The sequence below is a fragment of the Pseudomonas sp. BE134 genome, from assembly GCF_031456105.1.
Lineage (GTDB): Bacteria > Pseudomonadota > Gammaproteobacteria > Pseudomonadales > Pseudomonadaceae > Aquipseudomonas.
The window spans coordinates 1-16069 of the sequence record NZ_JAVDUA010000044.1; the positions used below are offsets into that span (position 1 = coordinate 1).

Annotated in this window: 16 protein-coding genes; 2 read left to right on the forward strand and 14 right to left on the reverse strand. The window is 58.8% G+C overall.

Annotation, left to right across the window (positions count from 1 at the left end; genetic code table 11):
* Positions 1-116: 116 nt before the first annotated feature.
* From J2Y56_RS26770 to J2Y56_RS26815, 10 genes are all read right to left on the reverse strand, one after another.
* Positions 117-1010: a peptidoglycan DD-metalloendopeptidase family protein gene (locus J2Y56_RS26770; RefSeq protein WP_310353740.1), complete on the reverse strand. Its 894-nt coding sequence runs from the start codon at positions 1008-1010 to the stop codon at positions 117-119.
* Positions 1011-1108: 98 nt separating this feature from the next.
* Positions 1109-1420 (reverse strand): helix-turn-helix domain-containing protein, encoded by a 312-nt coding sequence (locus J2Y56_RS26775; protein ID WP_007942692.1) that lies wholly within the window; start codon positions 1418-1420, stop codon positions 1109-1111.
* Between the two features lie 3 nt (positions 1421-1423).
* Positions 1424-1747: a type II toxin-antitoxin system RelE/ParE family toxin gene (locus J2Y56_RS26780; protein WP_007942694.1), complete on the reverse strand. Its 324-nt coding sequence runs from the start codon at positions 1745-1747 to the stop codon at positions 1424-1426.
* Positions 1748-1961: 214 nt separating this feature from the next.
* Complete coding sequence (locus J2Y56_RS26785) at positions 1962-2858, reverse strand: response regulator (protein WP_150779628.1); 897 nt, start codon at positions 2856-2858, stop codon at positions 1962-1964.
* A gap of 161 nt (positions 2859-3019) precedes the next feature.
* Entirely contained in the window at positions 3020-3781 is a 762-nt protein-coding gene (gene phoU / locus J2Y56_RS26790; RefSeq protein ID WP_007942697.1) for a phosphate signaling complex protein PhoU, read from the reverse strand.
* Positions 3782-3896: 115 nt separating this feature from the next.
* Positions 3897-4730, reverse strand: coding sequence for a phosphate ABC transporter ATP-binding protein PstB (gene pstB, locus J2Y56_RS26795; RefSeq protein WP_007942698.1), 834 nt, complete (start codon positions 4728-4730; stop codon positions 3897-3899).
* A gap of 94 nt (positions 4731-4824) precedes the next feature.
* Entirely contained in the window at positions 4825-6495 is a 1671-nt protein-coding gene (gene pstA / locus J2Y56_RS26800) for a phosphate ABC transporter permease PstA (protein ID WP_310353745.1), read from the reverse strand.
* A 15-nt stretch (positions 6496-6510) separates the two neighbouring features.
* Entirely contained in the window at positions 6511-8793 is a 2283-nt protein-coding gene (locus J2Y56_RS26805) for an ABC transporter permease subunit (RefSeq protein ID WP_007942701.1), read from the reverse strand.
* A 230-nt stretch (positions 8794-9023) separates the two neighbouring features.
* Entirely contained in the window at positions 9024-10025 is a 1002-nt protein-coding gene (locus J2Y56_RS26810) for a phosphate ABC transporter substrate-binding protein PstS (RefSeq protein ID WP_007942702.1), read from the reverse strand.
* 242 nt (positions 10026-10267) lie between these two features.
* Complete coding sequence (locus tag J2Y56_RS26815; protein WP_007942703.1) at positions 10268-11566, reverse strand: MFS transporter; 1299 nt, start codon at positions 11564-11566, stop codon at positions 10268-10270.
* Positions 11567-11929: 363 nt separating this feature from the next.
* Here J2Y56_RS26815 and J2Y56_RS26820 point away from each other — a divergent pair, with 363 nt between their 5' ends.
* A complete protein-coding gene (locus J2Y56_RS26820; protein ID WP_007942704.1) occupies positions 11930-12334 on the forward strand; it encodes an acyl-CoA thioesterase in 405 nt (134 codons plus the stop codon).
* 57 nt (positions 12335-12391) lie between these two features.
* Positions 12392-13291, forward strand: coding sequence for a D-hexose-6-phosphate mutarotase (locus tag J2Y56_RS26825; protein ID WP_310353747.1), 900 nt, complete (start codon positions 12392-12394; stop codon positions 13289-13291).
* 133 nt (positions 13292-13424) lie between these two features.
* Here the strand turns inward: J2Y56_RS26825 and J2Y56_RS26830 are convergent, their stop codons facing one another.
* The 4 genes from J2Y56_RS26830 to purE all read right to left on the reverse strand — a co-directional run bounded on the left by J2Y56_RS26830 (position 13425) and on the right by purE (position 15993).
* Positions 13425-13961 carry a DUF3299 domain-containing protein gene (locus J2Y56_RS26830; RefSeq protein WP_310353749.1) on the reverse strand — a complete coding sequence of 179 codons (537 nt, stop codon included), beginning with the start codon at positions 13959-13961 and terminating at the stop codon, positions 13425-13427.
* Between the two features lie 88 nt (positions 13962-14049).
* Complete coding sequence (locus J2Y56_RS26835; RefSeq protein ID WP_007942707.1) at positions 14050-14295, reverse strand: GlsB/YeaQ/YmgE family stress response membrane protein; 246 nt, start codon at positions 14293-14295, stop codon at positions 14050-14052.
* A 112-nt stretch (positions 14296-14407) separates the two neighbouring features.
* Positions 14408-15490 (reverse strand): 5-(carboxyamino)imidazole ribonucleotide synthase, encoded by a 1083-nt coding sequence (locus J2Y56_RS26840; protein WP_007942708.1) that lies wholly within the window; start codon positions 15488-15490, stop codon positions 14408-14410.
* An 11-nt stretch (positions 15491-15501) separates the two neighbouring features.
* The gene (gene purE / locus J2Y56_RS26845) at positions 15502-15993 is read right to left on the reverse strand and encodes a 5-(carboxyamino)imidazole ribonucleotide mutase (protein WP_007942709.1); all 492 of its coding nucleotides are present in this window, start codon (positions 15991-15993) and stop codon (positions 15502-15504) included.
* Between the last annotated feature and the right edge of the window lie 76 nt (positions 15994-16069).

Below are 16069 nucleotides of genomic sequence, written 5' to 3' on the forward strand. Positions count from 1 at the left end.
AGTCTCCCACGGTCCGTACTGGCTAGAGTCGGAATCGAGCTTTTAGTCCCGCCCACCCCTTCAAGTCTAAACATACAAGCGAGCCTGCTCGCGATAGCGTCAGGTCAGGCAACCCATCACTGCTTGCCCAACACAAAGTTGGGCAACACCCCTACCGGTTGTTTGAACTGGTACGGAATCGACACCAACCCCAATCCCGTATTGCGTTGCACTACGAAATGCAGGTGCGGCCCGGTGCTGTTGCCGGTATTACCCGACAGCGCCAACGCACTGCCCACCACCACCCGCTGCCCCTCTCGAACCCTGACTGAACCTTGCTTGAGGTGTAAATACACGCCCATGGTCCCGTCATTGTGCAGTACCCGCACGAAATTGCCCGACGGGTTAGTACCGCGTCCGGTCTGCCCGCTCTCGGTCTTCACCACCACCCCGCCACGCGCGGCGATGATCGGTGTGCCTTCGGGCATGGCGATGTCCATCGCGTAGCGACTCTTGGCTCCGAAATGGCTGTACTCACCATTGGCACCCTGACTGATGCGAAACGGACCGCCACGCCAGGGCAGCGGGTATCGATAGGCCAAGGCGGACCCTGAGGGGCTGCCCAAGGCGTACTTGAACCTTGGGGTATACACCAGCGGCCTTCCGGCCTGAGTTGCGGTAAGAACTGCTACACGAATGCTGCTGCGTGCCGGCAAAACCTTGTGAATCGGTCGACCGGCGCCGCTGACGTTCTTTAATCCGGCAAAACTCAAATTGATCTCTACCGGCGCATACAGGTTGTTGCGCACGTACACGCTGTGCACGCCGTCCTTTTTCATGAAAACCAGGTACACCTGACGCTCAAGGTGCTCATCCATGCGATCACGAAAAACGAACACCTCTGAGCCTTTGGTGGGGCGGTCACTGTAGGAGACCACGCCATTGGCGTCGGTGGACTTGTAGACCGTCAGGGCCATAGCGGAGGTGGCGGCCATGAACAGGCCACAGAAAAACAGCAGTCGCGTGAACATGAGCAGGGTTCTGTCGAATAAGGCCTTGAATTGAGCCTAGCAGCAGCAATGGACCGGGGTATTCGGCAGATGTTTCAAAATGGGGCTCACCCGCCTGGTCACGCCATTTGAAAATGGCCGGCCTGAGGGAAACAAATATCAACATCCAACTGTGCCGAAGCAGACAAATTCACCAGCGCATCCAGAGAGAACTTATCGATCTTGCCATTGAGCACATCGTTGAGTCGCGGCTGAGTAATGTTCAGCCGCTTCGATGCATCTTTCTGTGAAAGCTCCCATCCGCGAATGGTCTTGCACAACTCCACCATCAGTTTTGAACGCAGACGCATGTTCGCCGCTTCTTGTGGCGAATCTTCCAGCGCATCCCAGACACTGGTGAAACGCTGGGTTTGATCGTGATGATCCATCATGGCTTAACCTATTTCCTGAAATCTGGCACGTGCCAGTTCGATATCCCGCGTTTCGGTTTTCCGGGTGGTTTTATGCAATGCATGCAGCACATAAATGGCTTCAGGACGATTGACCACATAAAAAACTCGAAACGCCCCTGACTCTTCGGTGATTCTGATTTCGTTAACACCTCTTCCCACCGTTTTCATGGGCCTCCAGTCAAAGGGTTCGGCGCCTTGTTGCAAAAGGTCCAATTGAAAACCCGCAGCCCTTCGCGCATCGAGAGGAAATGACTTCAGATCCTTGAGTGCATTCCCGACAAACACCACATCCTTGTGCCTTGGCATCGACTTCTCCGTTTACTGACAGGAAAAGCGTAATCGACGAAGGCTATTGGGGGAGACCGATGTTGTTTCAAGGCATAGCCAAGAGGTCTTGTCGCTCAAGGTTATATCAGAACGGATATAACTCAAGGTTGAAATGGAACAAACAGATGTACGGAAGAAAGCGCCATCGTCGACTCCAGGCCCCGATCCGACGATGGCTGTCAGGCGACGACGGTTACGCGCCAGGAATGAAGTGTTTCTGCGCCGTACCCCGGGCAATCAGGCGGGATATATAGTCGAGTTTCTGCGCATCCTGGTCCACAAAGCGGAAGGTTAGTTGCAACCAGTCGCTGTCGGGTTTCGGCTCGTGGGCAACAACCGCATGCAGATAACCGTTCAGACGAGCGGTTTCAGCGTTCTCGCCCTGTTCCAGGTCGAGCACGGCACTGTCGAGTATTTGCGGTAGCAGGTCGGTGCGCTTAACGACCAGAAGCGCTTCCTTGATGCTCAAGGACTTGATCACACATTGCTGGATGCCGCTCGGCAAGCGCAACTGGCCTTGACCACGACCGCTGGCAGGTGCGGCGGTCGCTGCCCTGACCGGTGGGCTATTGAGCAGGCCACGAGACGGTGCGGCGGCTGGAGCGGGGGCGACCACAACAGGTTTGCCGCCAGTCAATGCACTCAGGGTATCGCCGCCGAAGGCCGAGTTCATTTTGGGCGCCGTACCACTCATCAGGGCGTCCAGTTTGCCCACCTTGTTCAGCGCCTGTTTGACCTTGGTCAGCAGCTGTTCGTTGGTGAAGGGTTTGCTGACATAGCCGGAAACGCCAGCCTGAATCGCCTGCACCACGTTTTCTTTGTCGCCACGGCTGGTCACCATCACGAAGGGCATGGTCTTGAGGTGGTCTTGCTCGCGGCACCAGGTCAGCAGTTCCAGGCCAGACATCTCCGGCATTTCCCAGTCGCACAGCACCAGGTCGAACGCTTCCCTGGCCAGCAAGGCCTGAGCCTTCTTGCCGTTGATGGCGTCTTCCGTGCGGATGCCCGGGAAGAAGTTACGCAGGCATTTTTTTACCAGGTCACGAATGAACGCTGCATCGTCCACCACCAACACGCTGATCTTGCTCATCCACTGTCCCTCGAAAAAATCCCGGCAAGCCTACCGTTTTGCTGATGGCCCCAAAAACCTCAGTCACGCCGGGACTTTTCGTTCGCGGGTGCTGCTTCTAACGTCGAAAGCCACATACAAAAACGCCCGGCCAAAGGACCGGGCGTTTTTCTTGGGCAGTCTTACTTATCGTCAGCTTTGCCCGGAACATTAGCGATTTCGCTGCTTGTTCCTTCAACTTCTTCTTTCATGCGTTTGAGGCCCAGGTGACGCACGTCGGTGCCGCGCACCAGGTAAATCACCAGTTCCGAGATATTGCGCGCGTGGTCGCCAATCCGCTCCAGCGAACGCAGCACCCAGATGATGCTCAAAACCCGCGAGATAGAGCGTGGGTCTTCCATCATGTAGGTCGCCAGCTCACGCAGGGCGGTCTTGTATTCGCGGTCGATGATCTTGTCGTACTGCGCCACCGACAGCGCCAGGTCGGCGTCGAAGCGGGCAAACGCATCCAGTGCATCGCGCACCATGTTGCGCACCTGGTCGCCGATGTGACGAACCTCGACGTAACCGCGCGGCGCTTCGCCTTCTTCACACAGCTGGATGGCGCGGCGGGCAATCTTGGTCGCTTCGTCACCGATGCGTTCCAGGTCGATCACCGACTTGGAGATGCTGATGATCAGACGCAAGTCAGAAGCCGCCGGCTGACGACGAGCCAGAATACGCAGGCACTCTTCGTCGATGTTGCGTTCCATCTGATTGATCTGGTCGTCGATCTCGCGAACCTGTTGGGCCAGACCGGAGTCAGCTTCAATCAGCGCGGTCACCGCGTCGTTGACCTGTTTTTCCACCAGCCCGCCCATGGCCAGGAGGTGGCTGCGCACTTCCTCCAGTTCGGCATTGAACTGCGCGGAAATGTGGTGGGTAAGGCCTTCCTTAGAAATCATTGTGTCTGCTCCGCAAAAGCTGTGAGCTGCAAGCTACAAGCTGCAAGCCAATTTGTGTCGTTACGCTGAACCGCTTTAACTTGCCGCTTGAAGCTTGCGGCTTGCAGCTGTACGGCTAGCCATACCGCCCCGTGATGTAGTCTTCGGTCTGCTTCTTCGCCGGATTGGTGAACAGGGTGTCGGTGTCGCCGAATTCCACGAGCTTGCCCATGTACATGAATGCCGTGTAGTCGGAAACCCGCGCGGCCTGTTGCATGTTGTGGGTCACGATGACGATCGTGAACTTCGATTTCAGCTCGTAGATCAGCTCTTCGACTTTCAGCGTCGAGATCGGGTCGAGTGCCGAGCACGGTTCGTCGAGCAGCAGCACTTCCGGTTCCACGGCGATGGTGCGTGCGATCACCAGACGTTGTTGCTGACCACCGGACAGGCCGAGTGCCGACTCGTGCAGACGGTCTTTGACTTCGTCCCACAGTGCCGCGCCTTTCAACGCCCACTCAACCGCTTCGTCGAGAATGCGCTTCTTGTTGATGCCCTGGATCCGCAGGCCGTACACGACGTTTTCATAAATGGTTTTCGGGAACGGGTTCGGCTTCTGGAACACCATGCCCACGCGACGACGCAGCTCGGCCACGTCTTCGCCCTTACGGTAGATGTTGTTGCCGTAGAGGTTGATCGCGCCTTCGACACGGCAGCCATCAACCAGGTCATTCATGCGGTTGAAGGTACGCAGCAACGTGGACTTGCCGCAGCCGGACGGGCCGATGAAGGCGGTCACGCGCTGTTTCGGGATGTTCATGCTGACGTCGTACAGCGCTTGTTTATCGCCATAGAACAGGCTCAGGCCCGGCACTTCAATGGCCACGGTTTCCTGCTCAAGACTCAGGCTCTGTTTGTCGCGACCCAGTGCCGACATGTTGATGCCGTGGGTATGTGTTTCGTGCTGCATGGGTCTCACTCCGTTCGTAGCTGCAAGCTTCTGGCTGCAAGCTGCAAGTTTTGAGCAAAAGCGGCTTGTAGCTTGCCGCTTGTGGCTAATGGCTTTAGCTATCCAGCGCTTTGTATTTCTCGCGCAGGTGGTTGCGAATGTAGACGGCCGACAGGTTGAGCGTGGCGATCACCAGCACCAGCAGCAGCGCCGTGGCGTACACCAGCGGCCGTGCGGCTTCGACGTTCGGGCTCTGGAAGCCGACGTCATAAATATGGAAGCCTAGGTGCATGATCTTCTGATCGAGGTGAAGGTACGGGTAGTTGCCGTCCAGCGGCAGCGACGGTGCCAGTTTCACCACGCCGACCAACATCAGCGGCGCTACTTCACCGGCGGCGCGTGCCACGGCGAGGATCATGCCGGTCATCATCGCCGGGCTGGCCATCGGCAGCACAATCTTCCACAAGGTCTCAGCCTTGGTGGCGCCGAGGGCCAACGAGCCTTCACGCACGGTGCGAGGAATCCGCGCCAGGCCTTCTTCGGTGGCCACGATCACCACCGGTACTGCCAGCAATGCCAGGGTCAACGAAGCCCAGAGCAGACCCGGTGTACCGAAGGTCGGTGCCGGCAATGCTTCAGGGAAGAACAAGCGGTCAACCGAGCCACCCAGTACATAGACGAAGAAACCCAGACCGAACACGCCGTAAACGATGGCCGGTACGCCTGCCAGGTTGTTCACGGCAATCCGGATAATCCGGGTCAACGCGTTCTGCTTGGCGTATTCACGCAGGTAGACCGCCGCCAGTACGCCGAATGGCGTCACGATCATCGCCATGATCAGCGTCATCATCACGGTGCCGAAAATAGCCGGGAAGATCCCGCCTTCGGTGTTCGCTTCACGCGGGTCATCGCTGAGGAATTCCCAGACCTTGCTGAAGTAGAAGCCGATCTTGGTCATCGTGCCCATAGCGTTCGGCTGGTAGGCGTGAACCACTTTGCCAATGCTGATTTCGACTTCTTTGCCGTTCGCATCGCGGGCCGTGAGGCTGTCGCGGTTGAACTGGGTGTGCAAGTCATTCAGACGGGCTTCGATGTCTTGATAGCGCGCATTCAGCTCAGCGCGCTCGGCATCCATGTCTGCCTGCGCAGCGGCGTCGAGTTGCCCGGCCAGTTCCAGTTTGCGGCCGTGCAGACGAATGCGTTCCAGACCCGCGTTGATCGCGCCGATGTCGGCCTTTTCCAGGGTCTTGAGCTGTGCCGCAAGCTTGTTCACACGATCAACACGCGCCTGCAGTTCCGGCCAGGCCGCTTCGCCTTCAGCGATGACTTTGCCGTCCTGTTTGACGTTGACCAGGTAACCGTAGAAGTTGCCCCACTCGCGACGCTCGACGGCCATCAACTCAGGCGGCGTCTTTTGGTTGGTCAGCCACTCGCCGACGATCCAGGTGAAGTCATTGCCGTTCAAGTCACGGTTGCCGACCTTGATCAGCTCACGCGTCATGAACTCCGGGCCCTGATCGGGCACCGGCAGGCCTGCGCTCTTCAGGCGCTCACGCGGTACTTCTTCTTTTTGTACCACTTCACCGATGACCAGGTGATTGGCCTGGCCCGGTACGTCGTAGCTGGCGTGAATCAAATCCGCCGGCCAGAAGTGACCCAGACCGCGCACGGCAATCACGGCCAGCAGGCCAATGGTCATGATGACCGCGATGGACACCGCGCCACCGCTGATCCAGACGCCGGGGGCGCCGCTCTTGAACCATCCTTTCAGGGAGTTCTGTTTCACAGACTTCTACCTTTCTTAAAGCGACGAATATTTCTTGCGCAGACGCTGACGAATCAGTTCCGCGAGGGTGTTCATGACGAAGGTGAACAACAGCAGCACCAGCGCCGAGAGGAACAGCACGCGGTAGTGGCTGCCGCCGACTTCCGATTCGGGCATTTCCACCGCGACGTTGGCCGCCAGTGTGCGCAAGCCTTCGAACAGGTTCATTTCCATGACCGGGGTGTTACCGGTGGCCATCAACACGATCATGGTTTCACCGACCGCACGGCCCATGCCGATCATCAGCGCCGAGAAAATGCCCGGGCTGGCGGTGAGGATCACCACCCGCGTCATGGTCTGCCACGGCGTGGCGCCCAGAGCCAGAGAGCCGAGGGTCAAACCGCGTGGCACGCTGAACACGGCGTCTTCGGCGATGGAGTAGATGTTCGGGATAACCGCAAAACCCATGGCCAAACCAACCACCAGAGCGTTGCGCTGGTCGTAGGTGATGCCCAGGTCGTGGGAGATCCACATGCGCATGTCGCCGCCGAAGAACCAGGTTTCCATGTACGGGCTCATGTACAGCGAGAGCCAGCCCACGAACAGAATCACCGGGATCAGGATCGCGCTTTCCCAGCCGTCCGGCACTTTCAGGCGGATCGACTCAGGCAGGCGACTGAAGACGAAGCCGGCCACCAGAATGCCGATCGGCAGGAGCATCAGCAGGCTGAAGATGCCCGGCAAATGTCCTTCCACATACGGTGCGAGGAACAGGCCGGCGAAGAAGCCGAGGATCACCGTCGGCATCGCTTCCATCAGTTCGATCACCGGCTTCACCTTGCGGCGCAAGCTCGGCGCCATGAAGTACGCGGTGTAGATCGCAGCAGCGACGGCCAGCGGTGCAGCCAACAGCATGGCGTAGAACGCGGCTTTCAAGGTACCGAAGGTCAACGGAGACAGGCTCATCTTCGGTTCGAAGTCGGTGTTGGCAGCAGTCGATTGCCAGACGTATTTAGGCTCGTCGTAGTTTTCGTACCAGACCTTGCTCCACAACGCGCTCCACGACACTTCCGGGTGCGGGTTGTCCAGCAGCAGCGGCTGAAGCTTGCCGTCCGCTTCAACGATGATGCGGTTGGCGCGAGGCGACATGCCGAAAATGCCTTGGCCTTCCACGACCTGATCCACCAGCAAGGTGCGGTGAGCGGTACTGTGGAACACGCCGAGCTTGCCGGATGCATCGAGGGCGACGAAGCCTTTGCGACGCTCTTCAGCGCTGATTTCGATAATCGGCGTAGTGCCCATCTGGAAGGTGCGAATCTGCTTCAGGCGCTGCTCGCCATCGGGGTCGCGCGCCATGAACCACTGGGCCAGACCACCTTTGGAGTCACCGAGGATCAGCGAGATACCGCCCACCAATTGGGTGCTGGCAGTGATCTCGGCATCGCCGTTTTCGAGCAGTTTGTAGCGGCCGTTGAGGCTCTTGTCGCGCAGGCTGAACACGTCGGCCTGAGCACGACCATTAATCACGTACAGCCACTGCTGACGCGGGTCGACGAAGATGTTCTTCACCGGCTCGGTCATCTGCGGCAGATCGATACGTTTCTGCTCGTTAGTGACTTCGCCAGTCATCATGTTTTCTTCGCTGGTCAGCGACAAAACATTGAGTTGCGAACCGGTGGAACCGACCAGCATCAATGTCGAATCGTTGGCGTTGAGGCTGACATGTTCCAGCGCACCGCCCGCCTCGTTCAGCACGATCGGGGTTTCGCCATACGGGTATTCGATGGCCGGCGAGATGGTTTTCTTCCCTTCCGGGTAGCTGACTTTATAGGTGTGACGGAACACCAGGGCCTGACCGTTGGACAAGCCGACCGCGACCAATGGTTGGCCCGGTTGGTCTTCGCCGATGGAGGTCACGCGGGTGCCGGCCGGAACAGGCAGGTCGACGCGCTTGAGTTCAGCGCCACTGTCGATGTCAAAGAACAGCGCCTGGCCCTTGTCGGAAACCCGCATGGCGACCTGGTTCTGTTCTTCGAGGGAAATCATCATCGGCTTGCCGGCGTCTTGCATCCAGGCGGGCGAGATGGCGTCTTTGGAGGTCAGGTCGGCGCCCTGGAACAGGGGGGCAACGACATAGCCAAGGAAGAAGAAGATCAGCGTGATCGCGCCGAGAACGGCGAGGCCGCCCACGAGGACGTACCAGCGAGTCAGACGATCTTTGAGCGCGCGGATGCGGCGCTTGCGTTGCAACTCAGGCGTATTGAAATCAATTCGCTTGGGGGGATTCGTAGTCATGGTGGAATTGGCCAGATCATTCATGCGCACACCCTAGCGATCCTGTATGACAGAAAGATGACAATGCAGTGACGCAACAAATCCACCGCCAGCGGGGACTGGCAGCAGACCGGAAAATTGGGGGTTGTAGGAGCTGTCGAGGGAACCGAGGCTGCGATCTTTTGATCTTGCGGTTAGAGGCCAGATCAAAAGATCGCAGCCTCGTTTCACTCGACAGCTGCTACAGAGTCCGGGTTTACCCCGGACTCAGGGTTTTACTTTTTTGCGACTTCAGGGCCGCCTTCCTGCAGACCCAGGTCAGCCAGTGCTTTGGCAGCAACTTTGGCCGGCAGCGGGATGTAGCCGTCTTTCACAACAACTTCCTGACCCTGTTTGGACAGAATCAGTTTCACGAACTCGGCTTCCAGCGGGGCCAGAGGCTTGTTCGGGGCTTTGTTGACATAGACGTAGAGGAAACGCGACAGCGGGTATTTGCCGTTCAGTGCGTTTTCTTCGGTGTCTTCGATGAAGTCAGTGCTGCCTTTCTTGGCCAGAGCCACTGTCTTCACGCTAGCGGTTTTGTAGCCGATGCCCGAGTAACCGATGCCGTTCAGCGAGGAGCTGATCGACTGCACGACCGAAGCCGAACCAGGTTGTTCGTTCACGTTTGGCTTGTAGTCGCCTTTGCACAGGGCTTCTTCTTTGAAGTAGCCGTAGGTGCCGGACACCGAGTTACGACCGAACAGTTGAACCGGCTTGTTGGCCAGATCACCGGTCACACCCAGGTCGCCCCAGGTTTTCACGTCGGTTTTAGCGCCGCACAGACGAGTGGACGAGAAGATCGCGTCGACTTGTTCCATGGTCAGGTGCTGGATCGGGTTGTCTTTGTGTACGAAGACAGCCAGGGCATCCACGGCAACCGGGATAGCGGTTGGCTTGTAGCCGTACTTCTGCTCGAAGGCAGCCAGTTCGGTGTCCTTCATCTTGCGGCTCATCGGGCCCAGGTTAGAGGTGCCTTCAGTCAGCGCAGGTGGCGCGGTGGCGGAGCCGGCGGCCTGAATCTGGATGTTGACGTTCGGGTATTCTTTTTTGTAGTTCTCAGCCCAGAGAGTCATGAGGTTAGCCAGGGTATCGGAGCCGACGCTGGACAGGTTGCCCGACACACCAGTGGTCTTGGTGTAGCTCGGGATAGCAGGGTCAACAGCGGCGAACGCGTTGGCAGTCGCAACGCCAGCAGCGACAAAAGTCATTGCCGCCATCAAACGCTTCAGTTTCATGCCTTACTCCTAGCAGATAGGGTGTGTTAAGTCGGGGCCAAGTATCAGCAGGCCGTGTGAACACTCTATGGCTGAAATATGACAATTGGATGAAGGGCCAGTATTCGGCAACAGATCGTTCCCACGCTCTGCGTGGGAATGCCGCCATGGACGCTCTGCGTCAGCTTTGAAATGTGACGCGGAGCGTCAGGGGATGCATTCCCACGCGGAGCGTGGGAACGATCAGTGATGAAGAATCGGGCTTAACGCCCCTTCTTCCAAAGATACCCACCCACCACAATCCCGACCCCGCAAATGATCGCCACATAATAGGCAGGCCCCATCGGGCTCTCCTTCAGCAGCAGCGTCACCACCATCGGCGTCAAACCACCGAAAATCGCGTAGGCCAGGTTGTAGGAGAACGACAGCCCGCTAAAGCGCACCACCGCCGGGAAGGCTTTGACCATCACGTACGGCACCGCGCCGATAGTGCCCACCAGCAAACCGGTCAGGGCGTACATCGGAAACAGCCAGTCCGGGTGATTGAACAGGCTGTGATAGAACGTCCAGGAACTCAGCAGCAACGCGGCACTGCCAAACACAAACACTCGACCCGCACCAAAGCGGTCAGCCAAAGCACCGGACGCCACGCACCCAAGGCTCAGGAATACGATCGCCACGCTGTTGGCCTGCAACGCGGTGGTCGGCGCGAAGTGGTAAACGGTCTGCAACACGGTCGGGGTCATCAGGATGACGACGATGATGCCGGCGGACAGCAGCCAGGTCAGCAGCATGGAAATCAGGATCGCCCCGCGATGGTCGCGCAATACGGCGCGCAGCGGCACTTCTTCGGCCAGGGCTTTGCGCAGTTGCAGTTCGGCGAACACCGGGGTTTCGTGCAGCCAGCGGCGCAGGTAGACCGAGAACAGACCGAACACACCGCCCAGCAGGAACGGGATCCGCCAGGCGTAATCGGACACTTCCACCGGGGTATAAAGACTGTTGATCGCCGTGGCCACAAGCGAGCCCAACAAGATGCCCGCCGTCAGTCCGCTGGTCAGGGTGCCGCAGGCGTAGCCGATATGCCGTTGCGGGACGTGTTCGGAAACGAAGACCCACGCGCCTGGCACTTCACCGCCAATCGCCGCGCCCTGAATCACCCGCATCAGCAGCAACAGAATCGGCGCCCACATGCCGATCTGCGCATAGGTCGGCAGCAAACCCATGATCAGGGTCGGTACTGCCATCATGAAAATGCTCAGGGTGAACATCTTCTTGCGCCCCAGCAGGTCACCGAAGTGCGCCATGACGATGCCACCCAACGGCCGGGCCAGGTAACCGGCGGCGAAAATGCCGAAGGTCTGCATGAGACGTAGCCACTCGGGCATATCCGCCGGGAAGAACAGTTTTCCCACCACCGTGGCGAAGAACACGAAGATGATGAAGTCGTAGAACTCCAGCGCGCCGCCCAGGGCAGACAGCGATAAAGTCTTGTAATCGCTGCGGGTCAACGGACGTGCGGGTTGGGTCGGCTGCGCGATGCTCGAGGGCGCTGTGGTCATGGCAAGGGCTTCTCTTATAGGCGGATCTGCAACCCCAACAACGCTGGCGGAGGCTTGGGCAGGTCCGGCACGATAGCAAATTGTTCGAAAAAGCACATAGAGGTGCGTTTTTGACGGTCAAAATGAGAACCGGACGGTCGTCTCGGAGTCTACCGACCGATATACTCGCGATATTGCAGCAGTTTGAAAGGGTTGCTGTGCGAAGACGCTGCTGGCTCTACCAGTCGATTTCGCAGAGTTTCCCTTTAGGCGCCTTACGAGAAACGTGACGAACGTAGTATGTTCGGGCTGAATCGTTTTTCTTGAAAGCGGCTATTCACCTGAAGTACCAATGAAGAGTCACGGGTCAGAGGCACCCCCGGCATGATAGAGCTCGAACAAGAAGATCCAATCCCGCAAGGCGATCTGGCCCTGCAAATCACCGCGCTCCCTCGCGAAACCAACGGCTTCGGCGATATTTTCGGCGGCTGGCTGGTGGCGCAGATGGATTTGGCCGGCACCGCCATGGCCAGCAAGGTCGCTGGCGGGCGCGTTGCCACCGTTGCGATTGACCGCATGGCTTTCCTGGTGCCTGTCGCGGTTGGTGCACAGCTCTCCTTTTATACCCAAGCGCTGGAAATCGGCCGCAGCTCAATCAAGATGATGGTTGAAGTCTGGAGCGACGATCCGCTGTCCAGCGAGTGGCGTAAAGTGACTGAAGCGGTGTTTGTGTTCGTCGCCATCGACGGCAGCGGCCGTACTCGCTCGGTTCCACCCCGCGCGCGTTAAACGCTGCGGCTGATTTACGGTCCATTGCAGTCATTGTTCCCGATCGAGAGTTGCCCCATGCACACGCCCAACGTTGAAGCCGTGAAACTGGATGAACTGAACTGCTGGCGTATCCGCCACGGTCAGGCCGAATTGCTGGTCGCCCAGCAAGGTGCGCACATCCTCAGTTATCAATTGGCCGGCCAAGCGCCGCTGATCTGGCTCAACGACGAGGCGGTGTTCAAGGCCGGCAAGAGCATCCGCGCTGGCGTGCCGGTGTGCTGGCCGTGGTTCGGCAATCTGGCTCGCAATCCGCAGAGCGTTCAGGCGATGCGTGTCAGCGACGAAGCGGCAAGCGCCCATGGTTTTGTCCGGGCGATGGATTGGGAGCTGGGCGGCATCGAAACCGAGGGCGAAAGCCTGAAGGTGGAGTTCATCCTGCCCTACCCCGAAGGTGGTTTTCCGGGCTGGCCGCATCAGGTGGACTTGAAGCTGAGCATTCGTCTGGATGAGCAACTGCATATCAGCCTGACCAGTCATAACCAAGGCCCGGACACCGTCACCCTCAGCCAGGCACTGCACAGCTATTTCGCGGTCAGCGATGTGCGCAATGTGCACGTTGAAGGGCTGGATGGCTTGAACTACATCGAGACACTGGATGACTGGAAGACCGTCATTCAGTCCGGTGATCTGCGCTTTGCTGGCGAGACCGACCGCATCTACCTCAATACGCCGACAAGGCTGAGCATCATCGATCCGGCGTGGGAACGGCGCATCGAGCTGACCAGCAGCGGATCGCGCACGGCGGTCATCTGGAACCCGTGGATCGAGCGTGCGGCGGCGTTCAGCGATTTGGCGGACGATGGCTGGCAGCGGATGTTGTGCATCGAGACGGCGAATGTGATGGATGACGTGGTGACACTGGCGCCAGGTGCGAGCCATACCTTGGGCGTCAGCATCGCCAGCAAATCTCTCTAACACTACAAAACCAATGTGGGAGCGAGCCTGCTCGCGATTAGGCCATAACATCCAACATCAATGTTGGCTGTTACACCGCCATCGCGAGCAGGCTCGCTCCCACATTTTGATCTGTGCCAGCCTGACTGGCGCGTTACAGATCAGACTCCTGCACCACCCGCACTTTCGCCGCATCCAGCGCATACGCCGCGTCGGCCAGGTCGTTGTTGACCTTCTCGATCTTCAGCGTGCCAGTCACCCACAGCGGCGTGTAGATATCATCCAGCTTCAACCCCTTCGGATAGCGCACCAGCACCAGTTGATTGGGCGGCGGTGGCGGTACGTGGATGCAGGCGCCCGGATAAGGCACAAGGAAGAACAGCGTGCTGCGGCCCTTCGCATCGGACTCCAGCGGCACCGGATACCCACCGATACGGATGTTCTTGTCGTTCATCGAGGGCACGGTTTTGGTCGAGTACATCACCGCCGGCAAGCCCTTGCTCTGCTTCATGCCACCCTTGGCGGTAAACGTGCCATCGCCTTCGGGCGTGTTGTGGTCGATTTCGGGCATGGCTTCCAGGGCTTTCTGGTCCGACTTGGGCATCAGTTCGAGCCAGTCGGTTTCCGGCAGTTCGCCGGCATGGGCCAAACCACTGCCCAGTAAAAGGAGAGTCAACAGGAGACGGCGCATTGAGGTGCTCGGTAAAGGAGGGGCGATAAATCGCCGAGCATTCTAGCCCTCCCCGCGTGAGGCGCAGAGGGGGCTTTGTCGCTTTGGATCAATTCTTTTTGATCAGGCCGTAGATCACCAGCAACACCACGGCACCGACCAGCGCGCCGATAAAGCCCGCGCCTTCGCCCGCATGGTAAATGCCCAGAGCCTGGCCGCCGTAAGTGGCTGCCAGCGAACCGCCGATACCGAGCAGGATGGTCATGATCCAGCCCATATTGTCATCGCCCGGTTTCAGGAACCGAGCCAGCAGGCCGACGATCAAGCCGATAAAGATGGTTCCGATAATTCCCATGGCATTTCCCTCTGAATGGTTGGCTGTGTCCTAGCGAAAGCCTAGTCAGACTTCTGCATCCTGCCATCAGAGAACGGCGGCACCTGAATGGTTCCGCCGCTGCCACATGAAACTATTCGGCAATGAGCGCTTCGACCTTGAGGATCTGCTGCTCCAGCGTGGCCTTGTCGGCGCAGCGCAGGTTGGCGTGACCGACCTTGCGACCGGCCTTGAACGCCTTGCCGTAGTGGTGCACATGGCAATCGGCAATCGCGATCACCTTCTCAACCGGCGGTACAACGCCGATGAAGTTGAGCATCGCGCTTTCGCCGACCTTGGCCGTCGAACCCAACGGCAAACCGGCAACGGCCCGCAGGTGGTTTTCGAACTGGCTGCACTCGGCGCCTTCGGTGGTCCAGTGCCCGGAGTTGTGCACACGCGGGGCGATTTCGTTGGCCTTGAGGCCACCGTCGACTTCAAAGAACTCGAACGCCATGACGCCGACATAATTCAGCTGCTTGAGCACGCGGCTGGAATAGTCTTCAGCCAAGGCTTGCAGCGGGTGATCAGTGCTGGCCACGGACAACTTGAGGATGCCGCTGTCGTGAGTGTTGTGGACCAGCGGATAGAACTTCGTTTCACCATCACGAGCACGCACGGCGATCAACGACACTTCGCCAGTGAACGGCACGAAGCCTTCCAGCAGGCAGGCGACGCTGCCGAGCTCGGCGAAAGTGCCGACCACGTCTTCCGGTTTACGCAGGACTTTCTGGCCCTTGCCGTCGTAACCCAGGGTGCGGGTTTTCAACACGGCCGGCAGACCGATGGAGGCCACTGCAGCATCCAGGTCGGCTTGCGACTGAATGTCGGCGAACGCCGGAGTTGGAATTTCCAGGTCCTTGAACATGCTCTTCTCGAACCAGCGATCACGAGCGATGCGCAGGGCTTCGGCGCTCGGGTAAACCGGAACGAACTGCGACAGAAACGCCACGGTTTCGGCCGGGACGCTTTCGAACTCGAAGGTCACCAGATCGACTTCATCGGCCAGTTGACGCAGATGGTCCTGATCGCCGTAATCGGCACGCAGGTGTTCGCCCAATGCGGCTGCGCAAGCATCCGGCGCGGGGTCCAGGAAAGCGAAACTCATACCCAGCGGGGTGCCCGCCAGCGCCAACATGCGACCCAACTGGCCGCCACCGATTACACCGATCTTCATCGTCAACAACCTCAGGCGATGCGTGGGTCTGGATTGTCCAGCACGCTGTCTGTCTGCTCAGCGCGGAACGTTTTCAGCACGTCATGGAACTGCGGGTGCTTGGCGCCCAGGATGCTCGCCGACAGCAACGCGGCGTTGATCGCGCCAGCCTTGCCGATGGCCAGGGTCGCAACCGGGATGCCAGCCGGCATCTGCACGATGGACAGCAGCGAATCGACGCCGGAAAGCATCGCCGATTGCACCGGCACGCCCAGCACCGGCAGATGGGTCTTGGCCGCACACATGCCAGGCAAGTGGGCCGCGCCACCGGCACCGGCGATAATCACCTCGATGCCACGGGCCTCAGCCTCTTCGGCGTACTGGAACAGCAGGTCCGGGGTGCGGTGGGCAGAGACCACTTTCACCTCGTAAGGGATGCCGAGCTTTTCCAGCATATCGGCGGTGTGGCTAAGGGTGGACCAATCGGACTTGGAGCCCATGATCACGCCAACCAGTGCACTCATCGTCGTGCCTCTTCTCTCTGGGCGCCCGCAGGCGCGTCAAAAAACAACAAGCCACGCAGGATGCGTGGCTTGATTG